Here is a 21,453-nt window from a genome sequence, read left to right as displayed (position 1 = left end):
AATGAACAGACTAAGAAAACTTAAACATTTATTTCTAAATTATGTCGTAAAGGATAGGCGAAAACCTGCCCAGAATCGACAGCATGTTGGTCAGAACCTTATGGTTCTTAGTATCTTTATCTTTTTCGTCTTCATTATCAACTTTGTGGTAATCATTGGGACAGATAGTAAGTTTGGTGTTGATTTGTCCACACAAGCTGCTAAGTCATATAACACTAAAACCACAGTGGCTGCCAAACGTGGGACGATTTACGACCGAAATGGAAATGTTTTGGCTGAAGATTCAACCAGTTACGCCATTTACGCTATTGTGTCAACCAGCTATGTCTCAGCAACGCAGGAGAAACTCTACGTTCAAGAAAGCCAGTTTGATAAGGTTGCCGATATTTTAAAGGACAAGCTAGGAATTAAGAAAAGCGATGCTCTAGCTCAATTGCGTACTAAAGGTGCCTATCAGGTTTCCTTTGGTCTAAAGGGTAAGGGTATCACCTACTCAGTTAAAGAGGAACTTGAAAAGGCTTTTAAGGATGCAGATATCAAGGGTATGGCTTTTGAAGCGACAACCTCACGTATGTATCCTAATGGAACCTTTGCTTCAGAGTTTCTTGGCCGTGCCGAAGCTGTTGAGAACAAAAAAGACGGTTCTTATTCATTGGTCGGTCAAACCGGTTTAGAGCGTTCGCTGAATAGCCTTTTGACAGGGAAAGACGGCGAAGCCATCTACGAAAAGGACAAGGACGGTAATACTCTTCTTGGAACGGAAACTGTTACCAAGGAAGCTATTGATGGTAAGAACATCTATACGACCTTATCAGCGCCTCTTCAAACCTTCTTGGAAACGCAGATGGATACCTTTATGGAGGAAACCCAAGGGGTTAATGCTTCAGCGACAGTTGTCAATGCAAAAACAGGTGAAATTCTTGCGACGACACAACGTCCTACCTATAACTCTGATACCCTCGAAGGACAAGCCAAGAAAAGTTATGACTGGGTTAACCGACTTTATGAGGCCCAATATGAACCAGGGTCAACCATGAAGGTGATGCTCTTGTCATCGGCTATCAATAACGGAAGTTTCAATCCTAATGCGACCTATAGCAATGCCAATGGTATCAAGGTTGATGATGTTGAAATCAATGACTGGTCTATTAATGAAGGTATCTCGTCAGGTCGAACCATGTCATTTGCCCAAGGCTTCTCTTATTCAAGTAACGTTGGGATGACCATGTTGGAACAAGAGATGGGAGACAAGGTTTGGTCAAACTACCTATCACTCTATAAGTTTGGACTTCCAACCCGTTTTGGGATGGTAGGTGAATCTTCAGGGGTTGTCTCAAGAAACTCTGTGAATATTGCGCAATCATCCTTTGGACAAGGGATTTCAGTGACTCAGGTTCAGATGCTCCGTGCTTTTTCAGCTATCTCTAACAACGGTGTTATGTTGGAACCTCAATTTATCAAACAAGTTGCGGATGTCAACCAGGGCACTGTTCGTACGGCTAAGAAAGAAGTTATTGGTAAGCCAGTTTCCAAGCAGGCTGCTTCTGAGACCCGTAATTATATGATTTCTGTTGGTACAGACCCAGAGTTTGGTACCCTGTACAACAAGTCTGAAGGTTCGCCAATCATTAAGGTTGGTAATTATGATGTTGCGGTTAAGTCAGGAACAGCCCAAGTGGCTGATGAAAAGACAGGAACCTATAAAGTTGGGACCAACGAAACGCTCAACTCAGTTGTAGCTATGGTTCCTTCTGATGATCCACAATATGTCATGTATGTAACGGTTCAGGAACCTAAGACCTGGGATAATAATTTTTATGCGACGGTGGTTAACCCTGTCCTAGAAGAAGCCATGTCCATGGGTGATACGCTTGATAGCTCTGTTTCTGAAGGTAGTGGAAAGACCGATGAAACGAGCTATCAAACGGGTGATATTATTGGAAAACGCCCAGGTGAGACGGCTAATACCCTTCGCCAAAACTTGACTCATCCCATTATTCTGGGTGTTGGTGATAAGATTGAAAAGGTTTCTGTAGGTGCTAAAGAAAATATTAAAGCTAATCAGCAAATCTTAATCATGACCAATGATTTCACCGAACTTCCAGACATGTATGGATGGACCAAGGATAATGTTGAAACCTTTGCTAAATGGAAAGGTATTAAGATTACATACAAGGGTGGCAAGTCAGGAACTGTTACCAAACAAAGCGTTGCGGCAGGAAAAGCCCTGTCTAAAACTAAGAAGATTACCATTACTTTAGGAGATTAAGATGACTATGAGTCTGATAGCGGGCGTGATTGCCTTTGTGTTAACGGTACTAGCCATGCCTCACTTTATTACTTATTACAAAATCAAAAAAATTGGTGGCCAACAGATGCACGAAGATGTGAAACAGCACTTGGCCAAGGCTGGAACACCAACCATGGGAGGAACGGTCTTCCTCGTAGTTGCGATTTTGGTTAGTTTGATTTTTAATTTCCATGTCTTTAGTAAGGGACACCAAGCCTATGGTGCCCCAGTAGGGATACTCTTTGTACTCTTGATTTATGGTATCATTGGATTTCTGGATGACTTCCTTAAGATTTTCCATCAAATCAATGAGGGGCTTAAACCTTGGCAAAAGATGGCCTTGCAAATTATTGCCGGTTTGCTTTTCTACTTTATTCATGTCCTTCCGAGTGGTACAGATAGTCTAGCTATTGGTGGTTTGACCATTCATTTAGGTGTTTTCTATATCATCTTTGTCCTCTTCTGGATTGTTGGTTTTTCAAATGCGGTCAACTTGACAGATGGTATTGATGGTCTGGCTTCCATCTCTGTGGTTATCAGCTTGATTGCCTATGGGATTATCGCTTTTGTTAAGGGTGAGTTCGCTATTTTAACAATCATCATCACTATGATTGGGGCCCTTCTTGGTTTCTTTGTCTTTAACCACAAGCCAGCCAAGGTCTTCATGGGAGATGTCGGTTCCTTGTCACTTGGTGCCATGCTTGCCGTTATCTCTATCGCCCTACGTGTAGAGTGGACATTGCTTTTGATTGGTTTGGTTTATGTCTTTGAGACAGCTTCTGTCATGTTGCAGGTCAGCTATTTCAAATACACTAAGCGTAAGTATGGTGAAGGTCGTCGTATTTTCCGTATGACACCATTCCACCATCATCTCGAATTGGGTGGTCTCTCAGGTAATGGAGAGAAATGGTCAGAATGGAAGGTTGATGCTTTCCTTTGGACTATTGGAGCTCTTGCAAGTGCCCTTACCCTTTGGATGGTTCTCGGGAACGTAATGAAATAAATGAAAAGAGCAGAAATGCTCTTTTTCTGTTATAATGGTAAGGATAGACTAGATAGAAAAGAAGTAAGTAAAGATGTCATTTAAAGATTTTAATTTTAAAACATTTATTCAGGAGGCCCTTGACGAGATTAAGTTTAAGGAGCCAACGCCTGTTCAGCAGAAATTGATTCCCGTAGTCCGTTCAGGTCGTGATTTGGTGGGTGAATCAAAGACGGGGTCAGGGAAGACCCATACCTTCCTCTTGCCAATTTTTGAAAAGCTCAGCCCAGAGAGTGGGGATGTGCAAGTAGTGATTACTGCGCCGTCACGTGAATTGGCAACACAAATTTACCAGGCGACAAAACAGATTGCCAAACACTCTGCGACAGAAATTCGTGTCGTTAATTACGTAGGTGGTACGGATAAGCAACGTCAGATTGAGAAACTTAAGGTAGCCCAACCTCATATCGTTATTGGGACACCTGGGCGTATCTATGACCTCATTAAGTCTGGTGACTTGGCAATTCATAAGGCCCATACCTTTGTTGTTGACGAAGCTGACATGACTATGGACATGGGATTCTTGGATACTGTAGATAAGATTGCGGCAAGCCTACCTAAGGAAGTTCAAATCTTGGTCTTTTCTGCGACGATTCCTCAAAAATTGCAACCGTTCTTGAAGAAATACTTGACCAATCCAGTCATGGAACAAATCAAAACTTCAACAGTTATTGCGGATACCATTGATAACTGGTTGGTATCTACTAAGGGGCGTAATAAGAATGAACAGATTCTTGAGATGCTTAAGGGCATGCAGCCATATCTGGCAATGATTTTCGTTAATACCAAGGAACGTGCTGACGATTTGCACAGCTACCTAGTGTCAAATGGTCTTAAGGTTGCGAAAATTCATGGCGGTATCCCACCACGTGAACGTAAGCGTATCATGAATCAAGTCAAGAAGCTTGATTTTGAGTATATTGTAGCGACTGACCTTGCAGCGCGTGGGATTGATATTGAAGGGGTTAGCCATGTTATCAATGACGCCATTCCTCAAGATTTGTCATTCTTTGTTCACCGTGTGGGACGTACAGGGCGTAATGGTTTGTCAGGAACAGCCATCACCCTATATCAACCAAGTGACGATTCCGATATTCGTGAGCTTGAAAAGATGGGTATTACCTTTGAGCCTAAGGTTTATAAGGATGGTGAGTTTCAAGATACCTATGACCGTGACCGTCGTGCCAACCGTGAAAAAGCCTATCAAAAACTTGATACAGAAATGATTGGTCTGGTTAAGAAGAAAAAGAAAAAAATCAAGCCTGGCTATAAGAAGAAAATTCAGTGGAAGGTTGACGAGAAACGCAAACGTGAACGCCGTGCAGCCAACCGTGCTAAGGGCCGTGCTGAACGTAAAGCTAAGAAGCAAAGTTTCTAAGTTTGGCTTTTAGGTAAAAGCAAATTTTAATTTAAAAATTCAAGAGGTTGAAACTATAAGGTTTCAGCTTTTTTGATTATTAACGAACTTTTGAGAAAGTCAAAAGACCTTATTTAGTTTGAAGATAAATTCTTCTTTTGAGCCTAAGGTCTCAAAACTTCCCAACGCTTATGACTACAAAGTTTTAGGCGTTATTATCACAGCGGCAAGTCTCAGTATATGCTCACTACACTCGCAAAATAATTGGCTGTCTTAAGGACTGGAAATGTGATGAATAAATAGTTTTCTACTATTTACTACAAAAAAACTAACAAAATGATACAAAAGAAAGTTGATTTTGATAATTTAAGCTAAACTAAATCTGATATTGAATAGTGGATTTTCTTTGAGTTTTTTTATTAGATTAGGGATAATTTCTGTCGAAACATTATCATACCACCATTTATTGATGAGGGAATCAATGTTTTCTTGCCTAAATGTTGAGGGTATGCCGTTTCCGTCTGATTCAATTAGTATACCACAGACATTAACTTCAAATGATTTAATTAAATTATCCCCTAACATCAACCAAAGAATATCAAACATTTCTTCAAAATCAATGACAGTCAATTCATTGATGGTACTGGTTCTAAAACTTCTAGCGAGGTTATAACTTTTTTCACCAACAGTAATGTCAATGTCGTCTTTTTTGTGAAAAGTATCCATTTCAGTTTCATCAGAAGCCAAAACATTTTTCTTTGAATATTGAAATTTGCGAATGTCTTGGAAAGTCTAAGACATTTAGATTGTATTGAATTAAGTCATCATCCGACAAAGAATTCATTCTTTTATCTACAGTTTCCAAATCTCTAAATAAAATAGAGCTGAAGCAGTGGTAAAACATATTTTCAAAAAACTTGGCAATATCTCCAAAAATAATTTCTTTATAGTCTAAGTCGGTTTGAGTATTCAAATAAAGCAATATTGAAGCGGTAACTTGTCGCTTTCCCTTTTCAACTTGGCTAACTTGACCTGCATTACCTAAGTCACTTTGCTTTAAATTATACTTTTTCTTAAACATTTGATACGAGCAGGTATTTCTTGTGAGTAATTTTCATCAAAAAATTTCATAGATAAGCCTCCTATAATCATGGAAAAGTAGTAAAAATAGTTGTTATCCTAGTTGATTAAAAAAATCTCTGATTTCCTCATCTTTTATAAAATAATATATAATTTTCCCCTCTCTTCTAGTGTCCAAGATGTTTTGATTGGCTAGTTTACGAAGATGGTGGGAGGCAGATGCCATACTGAGTTCTAGTAAAAAGGCTATATCGCAGACACAGAGTTCTTCGACGGCAAGGAGATAAAAGATGATATTTATCTGTTTATTATCGGTAAATTTTGATAAAATGCGAAGTGATTTTTGGACTTTTTCCTTTTTAAGGTAGTTCGTTGCGGTTGTAACATTTTGTTGATTTATAACATCTACTTGACAGATACTATCTTTTTTCATAATTTTTTCTCCTAGCCTAACATAGTCCATAGCATGTCAAAAATGTTGTTTTCAATCAGGATATATATCCCCAGTCCTAAATAGACAACGGCAATAAACCATCTGCTATATTTTTCCAAAGTTTCTCCAACAGAAGGGACTTGTGCCAATTTTTGGGCAGAAAAAACCAAGAGATAAATCATGACTAGAAAAGTAAGTAAAGTCACTATCAAATTCGCTAAATTTAAGGTGGTAAAATATGGGACAAAGACACCAATATTGTCAGCGCCACAACTTGCAAAAGTAATCATAGCGACTAGAAAAATCAGGTTTTTATTGTCTTTTCGCAAACCATCTTTTGCAATAGCTTCTCCATCAGAATCTCCTAAAAGCAAAACTTTGAGGCCTAGGAAAATTGGAATCAAACCGAGTAAACCTAAAATCTCTTTACTAGGAATATAATTTAAGACAAATGCAAAAAGCAAACTTAGCAATATTAGACTAACAGAGCCTAGAAATTGTCCTAAATAGATGTTAATGATGTCTTTTCTGCTTTTTCTTTTGGCAAAAAATAACATTAGGATAATAAGTAAGTCTACGGCTGTCCCAGAATACAGGATTATTGAAGTAACAATATTTTGAATCATAAAACACCTCATTCAAATATATTTTTGAATGTATTCTAACATTAAACTTTGTAGATGTCAACTCCAACTCCACCAAAATATAGATAAGAAGTCAGTGTACCAAATATTAAAAAGCCCTGTCATCGAAATGATAGCAAGGCTTAACTTCAATATCCAAATGATATATTTATCTAAAAAAGGTAGAGTAAAAGGTAGAGTTTTTATTGATTTGTAGTGCGATATAATGAGTTTCAAAAAATCAAAAATCGCTTAAAATTAATATTTTGATGTCTATTGGTGTGTACTGAAACCCTTACTTAACCTCAGTGAGCGTAATGCATGGTTTAGTAATATTCATGAATGACAGAAACGTTGATTTTATGGGCTTTTTAACTTTTCAATTGTTGATGAAATTGGGTTATTTTGACCTTTCTTTAGTTTTAATCAGATAAAAATCAGATAAAATCCTACTCTTTAACTAAGTGAAGTGAAAACCAGCTCTGCTTCATATAACAAAAAATAAGTGAAGCCAAAACGGGTTTCACTTCACTAAAAAATGAATAAGTGAAGTAAAAGTGGCTTTCGCTTCACTAAAGAAGAAATAAGTGAAGCAGGAATGAGTATTGCTTCAATAAGAGATAGCTTATTGAACGATTGAAAGAAGTTGAGGACAATAGTAGGTTCTATTCCTTTGAGCGTTATCAGTTAAAAGATAGCCTTCCTCAATCAACTTGTTTAGTAAGGTATAAGTGGTTCGTTCAGAAATTTTTAGGTGTTCACTAACTTGTTTCGCCTTAAAAATTGGAGCTGAGAATATAAAGTCAAGAAGCTGGATACCTGATACAGAATGAAGTTTGGGGATGATTTGTTCCTTCATGATATTATATAGGCTCAGTATATCTTGAGCTTTTTTTGTACTCTCTTCTGCAGACAATATCACTCCTTCTAGATAGTATTTAAACCAGTCTTTCCAGTTGTTATTTTTTGAAATATTTGACAGGTGAGATATGTAAAGAGACCTATCTTTTTCAAAGTATGAACTCATATAAAAGGTTGGATAAGAAAGGAGTTCTTGATAGTATAGGAACAGTGGTATGAGCAATCGTCCAATTCGTCCATTACCGTCTTCAAAAGGGTGAATCATTTCAAATTGAGCATGAATAATTGCCGACTGGACCAATAGGTCTAAATCATCATAATGGATATATTGCTCTAAGTTAGACATATATTCTGGTGTTTGTTCCGCAGGGACAGGAGTGTATGATATCGAAGCTATGCTACCGATATAGTTTTGGTTTCTCTTAAAATTACCAGGATTTTTACTGCTACCTCTAACATTATCCAGAAGAATTTTGTGCATTTCTTTAATAATTCTATTAGATAAAGGCAAGCCTTTAGAATCATTATTATTGATGATAGAGATGTTTTCTAAAGCGTAAAAGAGTGCTTTTCGATAGTTAATAATCTCATGCAATTCGTCACGCTCAATATCAACTTTATTACCCGCTTCATAATTAAGTAAGTCTTCCAAAGTAGCATGAGTTCCTTCAAGTTTTGAGGAGAGAACGGCTTCTTGGCTAAGCAAGGGAGAAATCAGCAGCATAGGATTAATGATGGATTCTAAAAATCCTTCATAAGTACCAATAGCAATATTGGCTTTAGTGACTAACTTAATAATTTGAGGGTCAGTGTATATTGAAGTATAGTCAAAAGGGAGTTTTTTTGGTAAATGTGGTTTGGGTATATTTTTAAATCTATCCATTTTCTTCTTCCTATCTAAAGTTATTTCTCCGCCCAGTCAGTCCAATCATCAAAGGTTGTATTATGGTAAAGTTCTATCAGTCGAGGTCTGATAGATTGGATAATATCGACTAATTCATGACCTTCATAAAATTGCGAAAAAGGCATACCAACTGTTGCTTGGGATATATCTGAAAGTAGCTGTCTTGTTGTTTGGCTATCCGCAAGTGTATTTATCAGAAAACCAAGTAAGTAATTGGAATCATAGCTAACTTCTACGCCTACTTGAGGTGAATCTTTAAGTAGGCGTTCATAGCCTTTTTTAACTTCTTGTTTGATTTTATCTTTGGTAAGATTTTCTAGATTTCCGATAAAATCATATGAAGTATAGATTTGATTGGCAAAGTAATCAGAAAGTTCTTTGACTTTAGTATCATCAAGTCCCCTTTGCTGACTTAGATAGTTCTGAGCTTCCTGTCTAATTGAATTTTTTAGCGTGTCATAGAGCATTTCAAAGAAGATGTCGTCTAAGTAGCCTTCACTTGGGTAACCAAAATGATTTTCCCAGTCAGGATTTTCAAATGTTCCAATGCTTACCCCTCCGCTAATTGTGACGGATTGTATTGGATTTGTTTTAATCCTAAAAAGCTCATCTTTTATCTTTAATGGGGTTTCAGGATATTCGTCTAAAAATTTACCATAACCGAGTTTTCTAAGATAAAGTTCAATGTATTCTTCTAGTTCTCCATAGTAAAACCAACCTACAGGTTTCCCATAGATTTTTGATACTTTCTCTAAAACTTCAAGAGGAGCTAAGTTATCTCCTCTAACATATGCATTAATGGTTGATTTTTTGAGTCCTAGACGATTTCCAAAATCTGTAAAGGATAAATTCAATTCATCCTTGACTTGTCTAAGTCTTCGCCCCACAGACTTTTTATCAGGTTTAAGTATTTCAAACATAAGTTACCTCTTAGACCATTATAACACAGGAGTTTATAAAATCGTACATTTTTTGGAGATAACACTTGACGCCGTGTATGATATCGTATATAATTATTGGTGAGCATTAGGATTGCTCAAAAAATTTTACACCATTCGTACATAAAAACGTATATGTTCGATAGAAAGGAGCTAACCTAACAATCAAAAAAGAAAGGAAGGTACAAAAAATCCTTGAACAACCTAGTACATCGTTCAAGGACAGTAAATCTAATTATTGTAATTATACCATCTATTTCGGATAAATGCTAGTTATCCAAAATCAGAAAAGGGGGTAATTATGAATTTAACAGGTATGGGACTACAAATAATAGAGTGGGTAGTCTACTTACAAGAGACAAAAGAGATAGTCTTAATCAAACCAGAGTATTGTAATGATTTGGATGCCAGATAACTCTATCACCTTATCAAGGGTACGGGATCTGAGCGATTAATTGAATCTAGAGCTTTGCAGATTGCGACTGACTTTCTCAATCAGAAAACACAGGTAAGCTAATGAATGAATACGATTATCAAGAAGTTGTGGACAGGGTTGACGGTCTTAACTCAGTTTCAACACTGAAAAAGTGGCGATTAAAAATTGAAAGCCTGACCGATACTCAATTTAAAGAAAGTAGGGTGAGAACGGGTCGAAACTCATATTCTAAAGTTTATCTTTTTACAGAAGATGACCTAAACCATTTTCAAGCGATTGCTGATAAGAAGTCTTCGTTGGGGCTAGAAAGTGCAATTCTAAGCGCTTATGAGTTTTCTAAAGAAAATGATTCTCAAAAGCCTATTAGAGAACTTGTTGATGAGCTAGAGGTCTCCTTTAAGGAAATCCAAGAAGATTATCGAAGGAACCTAGCAAAGTTGAAACAGGAGTTAGAAGTGCTTCTGGCTAGAATCCAGACCTTGGAGAAAGAGACGGAAGAGAAATCATCTAAGAGACTTGGATTCTTTCATCGATGAAGACGGTTCGCCACCCCACCGCTGGGCGAGTGGTCAACACGGTAGCCCAGAGCAGGTGGGGAAGGTGGCAAACGGCTGAACTCGATTTGACATTTGCACCCCAGCCCCTATTAGGGGGTGCACACATACATGAAATGTGGTCAAATCCCTTGATACGCAAGGAATTTAGTGATTTGAAGCAAAATTCACGAAAGAACCTTTATAAAGCCCATGATATCAATGGTTTACGACAGATTTCATGTAGGCGTAGTTTTTATGAACAGGAGAAAAATACATGACAAAATTTAACTTAACAGACGAAACTGTAAAAGTAGGCGATTTGAAATTGGATAAATCACAATTTGACATTCCAAAGAAAGTGACTATCCTTTCTTCACGGGTTGCTCCAGTCTATAAAAATATCAATGGCGAAAGCATTGCGACAGATGAAGTGGCTAAAATTACTTGTTCTGTACAAGATACAGACAAAATTCAGGCCTTGAAAGACTTGGGTTATTCCCCTGATGACCTTAAGAGCATTCGTTTGGAGATTGTAGATAATCTTGACAAGTTAGTTAAATCCGTTGAGAAGGATGAGCTGAATTCTCTCGTAGTAGAACTTGTAAATCCAGAAGTCCACCTTGGTTGGCGAGCTAACAGTAATGGTGGTGGAAATTGGGGTGGCTTAAAGCTAGTGGCAACCGATATTAAATTTATTGGAGCCTAAACATGGATAACTCAGTGATGTTAGACTATTTAGCTGTAACGATTAAAGGCTTAGCCCCAGATGATGTCATTGAGAAAATCCTCCTTCTTCCTAAAGACAAGTTTGTCCTCAATGAATGGGGTATAAACAAGTACCAACGGCATTATGCCTTCTCAGAGATAAAGGTTTATTTCAATAAGGATTGGGAATCGAAAATGGGGGTCTTTATCGAACTGAGAGGGCAGGGGTGCCGTCAATATGAAGAATACATGGAAAGCAATGTCAATAATTGGGTAACATTAATGAAGCGTATTTCTGAATATCATAGTAACGTCACAAGGCTAGATATCGCCAATGATATCTTTGACGACAGCCTATCCGTCCCACTTATTTACAGTTACTGTAAAAGGCAACTCTGCATATCAACTGCTAAAACCTTTGATTACCATGAAAAGAGTATTCTTGAAAATGGTGAAAAGGTTGGTAAGATGGTAACGCTTGGTGTTAGAGGTACTCAGCAATGGTGTATCTATAACAAGCTGTTAGAGAAAAAACTAGACAAAGATTTACCAGAAACGCCATCATCATGGACAAGAGCAGAGCTTAGATGTTGGCAAGAAAAGGCAAATTTATTAGCTAAACAGATAAAAGATGGGCGACCGCTCAAAGAGATTTACTTTGAGGCAATTAACGGACATTATCGTTTTGTCAGTCCGAGAGACAAGGATTCTAACCGTTGGCGAAGAAAAAATGTAAAGTGGTGGAATGACTACCTAGAGACAAAAGAAAAGACTGTCTTGAGTGTTAAGCGAACGAAGCCAACTCTAAAACAGTCTGAGCTATGGACAGAAAAACAAGTCTCACGAACACTCGGGAAACTCTATGTGGCAAAAGCAGAATCACATGGACAAGAAAAGGCAGATAATTATATTCAGCACCTACTTGAGCTTGGTATATCTAAGCTAACGAAAGTAGACGAAACAGACATTCAGCAGTACAAACAAGAGCAATTAAGCTCAGCCTATTGGGGCATAAGAAAAGACGACTTGTAAAACGCTACAATCCGCCTTTCTAAAAATAACTATCTTGACTATAACTAGAATAGAAGGAGAATTCAATGGCAATATTAAAAACAGAACATGATTTTGACTTGACCCGTAACTGGTACCGAAAATCCGTCTTTTTAGATGAACTCTGGCATGGCATGACAGTTGCAACACTTAATAGCTATATTCGTCAGATGAAAGACAGTCCATACGCCTTCGGCATCAAAGGAACGCATGGCAACGTCTTTATCCACTCAGAAGTCTTTGTAGTATGGTTTGACTACAAAATTACTAACCAGTATGTTGCAAAGATAGTGTAGGGGGTACCTATGAGAGATAATGGTTCAAGAGTACTCATCATCAGTTCTTGGCGACCAGACCCTAATAAGGCGGGTAACGTCTTGGTGAAATTCGCTATGCGATTTACCCACCCTATTACTAAAAAATCTCACAAGAAATACCTTTCTACAGGTGCTAGTAAAGGGTGGTTTACTACTAAGGCAAGACCAAGTAAGAAAACATCATCTGGGAAAGAGCGTCTCTTGGTCAGTGATATAAAAAACTCGCAACTGATTACACAGGTCACGCAAGAACTAAATAAATTAGTTGATGACTATATTGCTGAGGTAACAGGCGTAACACCCAAGAAAGCAAAGAGGATTTTAACCCTAGAAGAAATCGCCAAGCCCTTTGATGAAGATGGAAATCTTTATGGTAAAGCCTTTAGAGCATGGCATGAGAGGGTCAAGCCAGCCAATAATACCCTTAAAACAAGAGTTACTATCTACAACCGTTATATTGAGCCTAACTTTGATACAAGAATATCTATCACAAAATTTGCCTCTATGACAGATGAAATTCAAAATCTTATCAATGTTTCTTCTATGCACATGGCAAGAAACCTGCATATCTACCTTAAGATGATTTTTGACTGGTCAGTGGAAAATGGACAAATTACTCTTACACAAGACCCGATTACTAATAACAAGGTTAAAAGGCGAGTTCTGACAAAGAGTGAGGAGCAGAATAAGAAACGTGAAGACATTGCGGAAAAATACTTAGAAGCAAGCGAAGTTAACTATGTTCTCCGCCTGATAGAAAGCTGGACAGATAGGTCTGATAATCAACTTATTGCAGACGTGTTGAGAATGATTTTCCTAACAGGCATGAGACCAAGTGAGGTTTTGGGTTTGAATGAAGATATGCTTGATTTTGAGGGAAAGTGGATAAAGGTTCATTGGCAGAGGGCAAGTAAAAATAAATCAGATGAGGTTATGGAAGCTCTTAATCTTGATGAAAAGGAACGTTACCGAGCAGACCTTAAGACTAAGGAAAGTGTCCGTACGATTCCAATGAGTTCTGAGGTAGAGAAAATCTTGCGACACTACATTGACAGAAATAAGTTTCAAGCTCAATTCAATCCGACTTACCAAGACTTGGGCTATCTCTTTACTAGAACCTATATCAGGGCAGGTAATAGGCAAGGTTCTCCGCTTTATCACAACGAGCTATCACAATTCCTGAGAGGTGGTTCTAGTCAGTCAGTAAAGTATAATAAGAAGGCAGGTAAGTCCTATAAGGATATTGATAATTTCCTAGACTTTGGGAGACCGATTCATGTCATTCCTCATATGTTTCGCCATAGCTTTATTTCCATTATGGCAAGTGAAGGCATTGATCTCCCAACCATTCGAGAATTTGTCGGACACTCGGAGGATTCTAAGGAGATTGAACGTGTCTATCTCCACGTGATTAAGAAACAAAAAGACACCATGAGAGGAGCGGTTGAAAAGCTAGAGAAGTTGATTGAGTAACAAAAGTTAAACTTTAATCAGATAAAAACTAGATGAAATAGAATTTTGAACATTAGAAAAAAGCCTAGAAACATGCGTTTCATAGGCTTCTTTCTTAAAATGTTTGTTTCTTAATATGGCTTACTTTAGTGATGAAAGTCAAAAGAAAGAGTAGTGTAGATAGGATGATAGCTGGAAGGAAAAGACCTGTCCAATTAGTCATTCCCATTTTCAACAATCTGAGTGAATGGTTCATCAGACCAATCATTGCAAGGTTAATCACTAGGGAAATAAAGAACGCTAGTCCCGTTATAATAAGACTTTCCCAAAGTTTTGTATGCAACAGTTGAGCAGGGGAAACTCCTAATGTGGCTAACTGTTCCTGCTCTTTGGCCTCCTGGCGGACAGACAATAATGTCATGGAGACTACGTTTGCTAATATTAATAGTACAGGAGCTAGGAAAAAGGCAATAAAGGAAACTAATAATTCTAATTCACCGTCTTCTTGAAAGAAAGAAAAGATATTTTGCGAGAGTAGTTGAAAACTCCCAACCAATGTAATTCCAGCAACAACCGAAGCATTAATGGCTTTAAGATAAGATTTTTGACTTAGAATTTGCCATTTTGCAAGGATTGGGGCATACCTGTGGCTAAGTAGTACGGGTGATAAAAGTTTGATAATACCAATTTGAAGATAGGGAGATAGAGCATAGATAGCAAAAACATTGACTAGCATGAGATAAAGCAAGGAACCAGTACCCAATAGTGGTTCTGAATGATAAAACATAAATAAAAGGGAAGCATATAGGGCAACTAAAATAGCCCATGGGACTGCTTTCTTAACAATTATCCAAAATTTAAAAGTTTTTCGTTCGACTTTCTGTTTAAGGAGTTTACTGGTATAGAAGTACCCACTAACAAAAGCGAGACTAGAAATTAAAGCTACGGTAGCAAGCAGTGCCAACGGTTGAGAACCAAAGTTTAAATCTGGCATCATACCTTTGCCAAAATACTTCTGTAAATAATAATAGTAGTAACGGCTTATCGGTGTTGCAATGAGAGCACCAGGTATACTGGAAATAAATGCCATTAAACTAATTTGTCCAGCAACTAAAATTGACAACTGCCAGCGGTTAGCACCTAAAATTTCCCAAAGTTGATAATCCGATTTGAAATAATTTAAAAGACTAGCAATGAGACTGGAAATAATAAGAAAAAGAGTTAGCCCGCCAAAGAAAATGGGCATAAGGAATACTGGGCTTGGGTCTGTTTGAACACTGAGTAGTACGTCCTTGTTTGCTATAATATTAAAGTCGCCTGAAAGGGATATCCCTGAAATGAGACTTGCCATAAAAAAGACAGGTACAGTTGCGGTCCATTCTTTCCAACTATATCTCCATTGGTAATAAATGAGTTTTAACATGATTTATCTCTCCCTTACATCAGTCTCTATACCTAAAGCCTTAGTTAATTCTTCAGACTTAGGTTTTATAATTTCTTGGGAAATCAAACCATCCTTAAGGATGAGTGCTCGGTCAGTTTTTGAAGCTAGCTCAATATCGTGAGTAACCATGAGGATACATTTCCCCTGATTAGCTAGTGTTCTTAAAATATCAAAAACAATTTGACGAGAGGTACTATCAAGCGCACCAGTAGGCTCATCTGCAAAAATAATCTGACTATCTGCTAAAATAGCTCGTGCAATAGCTATTTTTTGTTGTTCACCACCAGATAAGGTTGAAGGGAAGGCTTTGCTATCTGCCTTGAATTGCAATTTTTCCAGTAATTCAAGTATCTCTTGGTTGTTGACCTTTTTGCCTGATAATCTTAAAGGTAAGGCGATATTTTCAATAATAGGTAGTGCAGGTACCAAATTATAGGATTGGAAGATAAACGCTAAGGACTCACGTCTTAGTTTAGCAAGTTTATTAGGACTAGTTTGATAGGGATCTAAACCTTGAATCTCAACCTTTCCTTGACTTGGTTGCAATAGACCTGACATACATTTTAATAGTGTTGATTTTCCAGAACCACTGACACCTAATATAGATATAAATTCACCATAGTTAGCTGATAAACTGAGACCGTTTAAAATCTGAACAGTCTTACCCTTGCTTAATTCAAACGACTTAGCAAGGTTTGTTACTTCGATTGCCTGTGTTTTCATAGTCATTCTCCTATAAGTTGACTTTTTTCTATTGTATCATTTTTAATAAGCTGTTGTAAGTGAATAAATAATAGTTTGGTAAATAAAAGTTAGAAATAATTCAATCAGATAAAAATCAGACAAAACCGCAATTTAAGCACGAAAAAAGCCTAGAAACATGAGTTTCATAGGCTTTTCTTATCTTAATTATTTTACCTCAGTAAAAATAAAATAAATTGTAATTCCAAAGCTGAATCCACCCCCCAACAAAAAAGTAGTGACATTGATGTCACTATTTTTTTGTTGGCTTCTGACTTATAATCAAGTCAAAGCTTGAAATAAAGAGCTATGATTTGATTTTTTTGAGGAGGTTGCTTTAATGACAATACAAACTATTGATAAGATTGACATGCTTGATTTCAAAGATCTTTCTACCATTGTGGGTGGAGCATGTAGTTTTTGGGGAGCTACAGCTGCTGTAGGTGTCGGGGCTGTTGGAGGAGCCGTTAAAGGTGGTATTCAAACAGGTACTTGGCAAGGTGCAGCCTTAAAGGGTATTGGTTATGGTATTAAAGGTGGGATTACTTATGGGCTTACTTGTCGTTATTAGGCGATTACTGAGTCAATTTTTTGGCCAAATAGTACTTGCGCTCCTGATTTATGGGCTTATATTCCTTGCTTGGCAACACTTTAGAGGAGGTGTTTTCTCAATTGTGTGCATCTATGTCAGTATATCCCTGGCAGATGACGTTTATCATCTCGCAGAAGAATATTTAAAAAAGAAAGTTAACTAGGAATACCTTCCTGTTTGAAAAATAGTTAAAGGCTTGGCAGATTGAATGTCAAGTTTTTTTATGGTAAAAGTGCTAAAATAGAAGTCATGAAAGACACGATTCGAATTCTCCATATTAACGATTTACATTCTCATTTCGAACAGTATCCACAACTCAAGCGAGCTGTGGATGATTTGAGTCAGACGGATAGAGAGCTGATTAAGGTAGATCTTGGGGACAATGTGGATAAGTCCCACCCCTTATCCGATGCGACAGCTGGGCGTTTTAATGTCGCCCTGATGAATGAGTTGGGAATAGATTATGCGACTATTGGAAATAATGAAGGGATTGGACTGGCTAAGGCTGAGCTAGACTGTCTTTATGAGCAGGCTAATTTTCAGCCTATCATAGGAAATCTCAAGGACAAGGGCCGACAGCCTGACTGGGCTAAGCCTTATTTGATTTATCAAACTAAAGCGGGAACAAAGATTGCTTTTCTAGCTTATACGTTTCCATATTATGTCACCTATGCTCCAAATGGTTGGGAGGTTTTGAATCCGCTTACGCAGTTAGAGGAGGATTTGGCTCGTCCTGAGGTTCAGGATGCAGACCTAGTCGTGCTGCTTAGTCATTTAGGAATACGCTATGATGAGCAGATTGCAGAGACTTACCCTCAGGTGAATCTTATTATCGGGAGCCATACCCACCACCTGTTTGAAGAGGGTAAATTGATTAATGAGACTTATTTGGCGGCTGCAGATAGGTATGGTTATTATATCGGCTGCATTGACTTGACTGTGGAAGACGGGCAATTAAGGGAGTGTCAGATTGTAGCTATTCCTACCAAAACCTATCTTTTAGATTTGGACAAGGAAGACCAAGTCTTTATTCAGGCCATGCGAGAGGAAGGCTATCGTCGATTAGCTCAGGAAAAGGTGGCCGATTTAGGTCGAAAATTGAGTTTTGATGAGACTTGTCAGGTGGTGCTAGAAGCTGTTTGTCAAGAGACAGATAGTCAGTTAACGGTTTTAAATACTGGACTCATCATGAAAACACTAGGTCCTCAAGTGACCATGGCAGACCTACAAGAAGCCCTGCCCCATCAAATGCGAATGGCCCGTCTGGTAGTGACCGGCCAAGAGCTCAAAGAAATTTGTCAAGAAGTTTTCACCAAGGCAGAACTCCTCAGAAATCAAACCATTAAAGGCATGGGCTTCCGTGGAAAAACATTTGGTCAGGTAATCACAGGGAATTTTGCTTACAAAAACGGTAATTTATTGTATAATGGTAGGGTTGTAGATTCTCATGAAAAGTTTAGTTTGGTCCTTGTGGATCAGTACTACTATGCTGCTTATTTCCCTACCATCAAGGAAAAGGATGCGACTCTTCTTTTTCCAGACCTGTTAAGGGAACTTGTGGCCAAATATTTGAGAAAAAATGGTGCCAATTGGGATAAGAGCATTATCACAGCATCAAGATAGAAAATAAGAGTCAGCAGAAAGGATGGCACATGCGTAAAGAAATCTTGCCAGAAATGTTTAATTATAATAAATATCCAGGGCCAGACTTTGTGTATGTGGCCGACCTTCTGAAATCAGATGCCTGTCAGTTTACGGTTCTTGAAAATCATAAGGATGCCTTAGACGCGACCCGTTTTGGGCAACGTTTTTCTGAAATCATGCTCAAGTATGATTATATTGTTGGAGATTGGTCAAATGATCAGCTTCGCCTTAAGGGATTTTACGAGGACGAACGCCCAAATACTCGAAAGACGGAGCGTATTAGCCGTTTGTCAGAGTATTTGCGTGAGTACTGTGCCTTTGGTTGTGCCTATTTTATTTTGAAAAATGAAGAACCACAGCTAATTGTCTTTGAAGAGGAAAATGAGCCTCGACGCAAGCGTCGTCGTTCGAATAGTCGTCGCAACTCTTCTCAAGAAGCTAGAGAGAAAGATCGTAATGCTTCGCAAAAGAATAAAGGACAGAAGGCTTCTGGCAAGCAAAAGTCGGATAAGCCCAAACGAAGAGACAGGGATCAAGAGGGGCCAAGCTTTGAGAAAATCAAGCGACGTCCTAAGTTTAAATCAAGACCAGAGGATGGCGGCCGTGAGCGCAAGTCAAACTTCAAGAAAAGTCAGAAGCAGGCCTCAAAGTCTAAAATCCCCAATAACGTATCGAAGAAACCAAGCAAGACCAAGTCAGATGGTCATCATTTTACAATCAGAAAAAAAGGAAATTAAAGGATGTCAGAAGTAACAAGACAAGCAAAGCCAGAACGTCGTAAACGCCAGAAGTTGGAAGATATGGAAGGTTACAAACCATCTATCTATGGTTTTACTCGTGAGGAGTTGATTGACTGGGCTATGGAACATGGTGAAAAGAAATTCCGTGCTACTCAAATTTGGGATTGGCTCTACAAGAAGCGTGTGCAATCTTTCGAAGAAATGACCAACATTTCAAAGGATTTCATTGCTAAATTGAATGAGAATTTCTGCGTAAACCCATTGAAACAACGTATCGTTCAAGAATCTAAAGATGGTACCGTTAAATATCTTTTTGAATTGCCAGATGGTATGTTGATTGAGACGGTTTTGATGCGTCAACACTATGGGTTGTCTGTCTGTGTGACAACTCAGGTTGGATGTAACATTGGTTGTACTTTCTGTGCCAGTGGTTTGATTAAGAAACAACGTGACTTGACTGCTGGTGAGATTGTGGCGCAAATCATGTTGGTACAAAAATACTTTGATGATCGTGGCGACGGTGAACGTGTCAGCCACGTGGTTGTTATGGGTATAGGTGAGCCATTTGATAACTATGACAATGTGCTTCGCTTCTTGCGTACCATTAACAATGACAATGGTCTTGCTATCGGAGCGCGTCATATCACCGTGTCAACATCAGGTTTGGCACCAAAAATTAAGGAATTTGCTAACGAAGGTGTTCAAGTTAACCTTGCCGTGTCACTTCACGCGCCTAACAATGACCTTCGTTCAAGCATCATGCGTATCAACCGCTCGTTCCCACTTGAAAAACTCTTTGAAGCTATCGAGTATTACATCCAGACAACCAACCGTCGTGTAACTTTTGAGTATATCATGCTTAATGAGGTCAATGACCATCCTGAAAATGCACAAGAGTTGGCTGATTTGACGAAGAAAATCCGTAAGTTGTCATACATCAACTTGATTCCATATAACCCAGTATCAGAGCACGACCAATATAGCCGTTCAACGAAAGAACGTGTGGCTGCCTTCTACGATGTGCTCAAGAAAAATGGGGTTAACTGCGTGGTTCGTCAAGAGCACGGTACAGATATCGATGCTGCTTGTGGACAATTGCGTTCAAACACTATGAAACGCGACCGTCAAAAGGCAGTGGCAGAAGCTTCTGGTAAATCAGAAGGTAAGTAAGATGTTTCAGCTTAAGACTTGGGTAGATAAGGATGGAGAACTAACACCAAAAGGAAGAAAGCTAAGCCGAGTTTTGGTCTGTGCTTATCTCCTTTGTTTAGTGCTCCTATGTTGGACACCCCAGTACGGGCTAGTTGAAGGTGTTGAAACCCCTGGTATTCAACATTTTGGTCGTGTCGTGGTCCTATTAACCCCATTCAATAGTTTGACCAACTTTTATCAGCTAGATAGTCTTAAAGAGATTGTCTTTGTGCTTGGGCAAAATGTGACCAACATTTTCTTGCTGAGTCCGCTGATTTTAGGGCTTTTAGCCTTGTACCCAAGATTCAGGTCTTGGAAAAAGGTCCTTTTAGCGACTTTTGCCATGTCTTTGGCGATTGAGGTCGGACAAGTGATTCTAGACCTTCTCATTGATGCTAATCGTGTCTTTGAGCTAGATGATTTATGGACCAATACTTTGGGTGGTTTGGTGGCACTAGGTGCCTACCGCCTTCTTGTAAAACTGATTCAAACGCATTTTAAAGAGTAAAAAACCTGGGAGCTTACGCGTCTCAGGTTTCACTTATTTTCTATCATACAAATACAACACATTCAAAAGAGGGAAAAATGAATAAACACGTTTGGAGAAACAATGAAACACTTAATGATGACAGTAGTCACCGTATTAACGTTAGGAGTAACAATGACGATGGTTAAGGCAGATACTTATCAAAGTGGTCGTGATGCCGATATCATGCGAGAAAGAGGACAGGTTTGGAATTATTCTGAGTCTAAGAGAGAGGCTCAATTAGCCAACTACAACACCGATGGTCGCTATCTCAGTGAGGCAACTAACTTTGAATTGTACAATTTTGTCAGAGAGTATAAGACGTCTGATGACATCAGACGCATTTGGAGCCCTAAGAAGGATGCGTCAGTCATTCATGACAAGGAAAGATACTCTATGGATGGTGGGCATAAGGTCTATAATTTTGATTCCTTTGCCTATCAATTGCCAGAGTCTACTGACTTTGGCAAACTGACTTATATTGGCTATTTTGAGCTAGAAGATGGGACAATCTACCGTTATTGGAAGTAAGCTGTCGTTAGACTAATAAT

Annotated in this window: 21 protein-coding genes and 1 pseudogene; 15 read left to right on the top strand and 7 right to left on the bottom strand. The window is 38.4% G+C overall.

Features of this window, described 5'->3' with window-relative positions:
• Window position 1: 1 nt before the first annotated feature.
• The 3 genes from pbp2X (at window position 2) to PCY14_RS03510 (ending at window position 4,710) form a co-directional block, all read left to right on the top strand.
• A complete protein-coding gene (gene pbp2X, locus PCY14_RS03520; protein ID WP_042767125.1) occupies window positions 2-2,269 on the top strand; it encodes a penicillin-binding protein PBP2X in 2,268 nt (755 codons plus the stop codon).
• Between the two features lies 1 nt (window position 2,270).
• Window positions 2,271-3,293, top strand: a complete 1,023-nt coding sequence (gene mraY / locus PCY14_RS03515) for a phospho-N-acetylmuramoyl-pentapeptide-transferase (RefSeq protein WP_021152537.1) — start codon at window positions 2,271-2,273, stop codon at window positions 3,291-3,293.
• A 73-nt stretch (window positions 3,294-3,366) separates the two neighbouring features.
• Window positions 3,367-4,710, top strand: coding sequence for a DEAD/DEAH box helicase (locus PCY14_RS03510; RefSeq protein ID WP_008535518.1), 1,344 nt, complete (start codon window positions 3,367-3,369; stop codon window positions 4,708-4,710).
• Window positions 4,711-5,073: 363 nt separating this feature from the next.
• On the opposite strand, the pseudogene PCY14_RS03505 reads toward PCY14_RS03510, so the two are convergent.
• The 3 genes and pseudogenes from PCY14_RS03505 to PCY14_RS03495 form a co-directional block, all read right to left on the bottom strand.
• Window positions 5,074-5,820, bottom strand: a pseudogene (locus PCY14_RS03505) (XRE family transcriptional regulator); the annotation flags it as partial.
• 43 nt (window positions 5,821-5,863) lie between these two features.
• Complete coding sequence (gene cadX / locus PCY14_RS03500; protein ID WP_037612666.1) at window positions 5,864-6,202, bottom strand: Cd(II)/Zn(II)-sensing metalloregulatory transcriptional regulator CadX; 339 nt, start codon at window positions 6,200-6,202, stop codon at window positions 5,864-5,866.
• Between the two features lie 11 nt (window positions 6,203-6,213).
• Complete coding sequence (locus PCY14_RS03495) at window positions 6,214-6,828, bottom strand: CadD family cadmium resistance transporter (RefSeq protein ID WP_301363168.1); 615 nt, start codon at window positions 6,826-6,828, stop codon at window positions 6,214-6,216.
• 28 nt (window positions 6,829-6,856) lie between these two features.
• Between PCY14_RS03495 and PCY14_RS03490 the strand changes: the two genes are divergently transcribed.
• Window positions 6,857-7,042, top strand: coding sequence for a FanG protein (locus PCY14_RS03490; RefSeq protein WP_301363166.1), 186 nt, complete (start codon window positions 6,857-6,859; stop codon window positions 7,040-7,042).
• A 408-nt stretch (window positions 7,043-7,450) separates the two neighbouring features.
• Here PCY14_RS03490 and PCY14_RS03485 read toward each other — a convergent pair whose 3' ends face one another.
• Complete coding sequence (locus PCY14_RS03485) at window positions 7,451-8,569, bottom strand: Fic family protein (protein WP_021152672.1); 1,119 nt, start codon at window positions 8,567-8,569, stop codon at window positions 7,451-7,453.
• Between the two features lie 20 nt (window positions 8,570-8,589).
• The gene (locus tag PCY14_RS03480; protein WP_301363165.1) at window positions 8,590-9,510 is read right to left on the bottom strand and encodes a helix-turn-helix domain-containing protein; all 921 of its coding nucleotides are present in this window, start codon (window positions 9,508-9,510) and stop codon (window positions 8,590-8,592) included.
• Window positions 9,511-10,044: 534 nt separating this feature from the next.
• Here PCY14_RS03480 and PCY14_RS03475 point away from each other — a divergent pair.
• The 5 genes from PCY14_RS03475 to PCY14_RS03455 all read left to right on the top strand — a co-directional run bounded on the left by PCY14_RS03475 (window position 10,045) and on the right by PCY14_RS03455 (window position 14,045).
• Entirely contained in the window at window positions 10,045-10,500 is a 456-nt protein-coding gene (locus tag PCY14_RS03475; protein WP_021146624.1) for a hypothetical protein, read from the top strand.
• A gap of 274 nt (window positions 10,501-10,774) precedes the next feature.
• Window positions 10,775-11,206, top strand: coding sequence for a hypothetical protein (locus PCY14_RS03470; RefSeq protein ID WP_002887471.1), 432 nt, complete (start codon window positions 10,775-10,777; stop codon window positions 11,204-11,206).
• Window positions 11,207-11,208: 2 nt separating this feature from the next.
• Window positions 11,209-12,237 (top strand): replication initiation factor domain-containing protein, encoded by a 1,029-nt coding sequence (locus PCY14_RS03465; protein WP_301363164.1) that lies wholly within the window; start codon window positions 11,209-11,211, stop codon window positions 12,235-12,237.
• A gap of 65 nt (window positions 12,238-12,302) precedes the next feature.
• A complete protein-coding gene (locus PCY14_RS03460; RefSeq protein WP_014632502.1) occupies window positions 12,303-12,551 on the top strand; it encodes a hypothetical protein in 249 nt (82 codons plus the stop codon).
• A gap of 9 nt (window positions 12,552-12,560) precedes the next feature.
• Window positions 12,561-14,045 carry a site-specific integrase gene (locus tag PCY14_RS03455; protein WP_002887476.1) on the top strand — a complete coding sequence of 495 codons (1,485 nt, stop codon included), beginning with the start codon at window positions 12,561-12,563 and terminating at the stop codon, window positions 14,043-14,045.
• A 94-nt stretch (window positions 14,046-14,139) separates the two neighbouring features.
• Here PCY14_RS03455 and PCY14_RS03450 read toward each other — a convergent pair whose 3' ends face one another.
• Both PCY14_RS03450 and PCY14_RS03445 read right to left on the bottom strand, forming a co-directional pair.
• Window positions 14,140-15,447 (bottom strand): FtsX-like permease family protein, encoded by a 1,308-nt coding sequence (locus PCY14_RS03450; RefSeq protein WP_021152667.1) that lies wholly within the window; start codon window positions 15,445-15,447, stop codon window positions 14,140-14,142.
• Between the two features lie 3 nt (window positions 15,448-15,450).
• A complete protein-coding gene (locus PCY14_RS03445; protein ID WP_002887480.1) occupies window positions 15,451-16,191 on the bottom strand; it encodes an ABC transporter ATP-binding protein in 741 nt (246 codons plus the stop codon).
• A gap of 358 nt (window positions 16,192-16,549) precedes the next feature.
• Between PCY14_RS03445 and PCY14_RS03440 the strand changes: the two genes are divergently transcribed.
• From PCY14_RS03440 to PCY14_RS03415, 6 genes are all read left to right on the top strand, one after another.
• Window positions 16,550-16,780 (top strand): hypothetical protein, encoded by a 231-nt coding sequence (locus tag PCY14_RS03440; RefSeq protein ID WP_021152533.1) that lies wholly within the window; start codon window positions 16,550-16,552, stop codon window positions 16,778-16,780.
• 270 nt (window positions 16,781-17,050) lie between these two features.
• Window positions 17,051-18,424 carry a bifunctional UDP-sugar hydrolase/5'-nucleotidase gene (locus PCY14_RS03435; protein ID WP_021146426.1) on the top strand — a complete coding sequence of 458 codons (1,374 nt, stop codon included), beginning with the start codon at window positions 17,051-17,053 and terminating at the stop codon, window positions 18,422-18,424.
• A 29-nt stretch (window positions 18,425-18,453) separates the two neighbouring features.
• On the top strand, window positions 18,454-19,182 hold the full coding sequence (locus tag PCY14_RS03430) for a YutD family protein (protein WP_021152532.1): 729 nt from the start codon (window positions 18,454-18,456) through the stop codon (window positions 19,180-19,182).
• Between the two features lie 63 nt (window positions 19,183-19,245).
• On the top strand, window positions 19,246-20,355 hold the full coding sequence (rlmN, locus tag PCY14_RS03425; RefSeq protein ID WP_301363179.1) for a 23S rRNA (adenine(2503)-C(2))-methyltransferase RlmN: 1,110 nt from the start codon (window positions 19,246-19,248) through the stop codon (window positions 20,353-20,355).
• 1 nt (window position 20,356) lies between these two features.
• Window positions 20,357-20,884, top strand: a complete 528-nt coding sequence (locus tag PCY14_RS03420; RefSeq protein ID WP_037599119.1) for a VanZ family protein — start codon at window positions 20,357-20,359, stop codon at window positions 20,882-20,884.
• 159 nt (window positions 20,885-21,043) lie between these two features.
• Window positions 21,044-21,433, top strand: a complete 390-nt coding sequence (locus tag PCY14_RS03415; protein ID WP_293936996.1) for a hypothetical protein — start codon at window positions 21,044-21,046, stop codon at window positions 21,431-21,433.
• Window positions 21,434-21,453 lie beyond the last annotated feature (20 nt).

The sequence above is a fragment of the Streptococcus sp. SV2 genome, assembly GCF_030440175.1.
GTDB classification, from domain to species: domain Bacteria; phylum Bacillota; class Bacilli; order Lactobacillales; family Streptococcaceae; genus Streptococcus; species Streptococcus raffinosi.
Note: the sequence above shows the minus strand (reverse complement) of the source record. Positions and strands in the feature narration are given on the sequence as shown.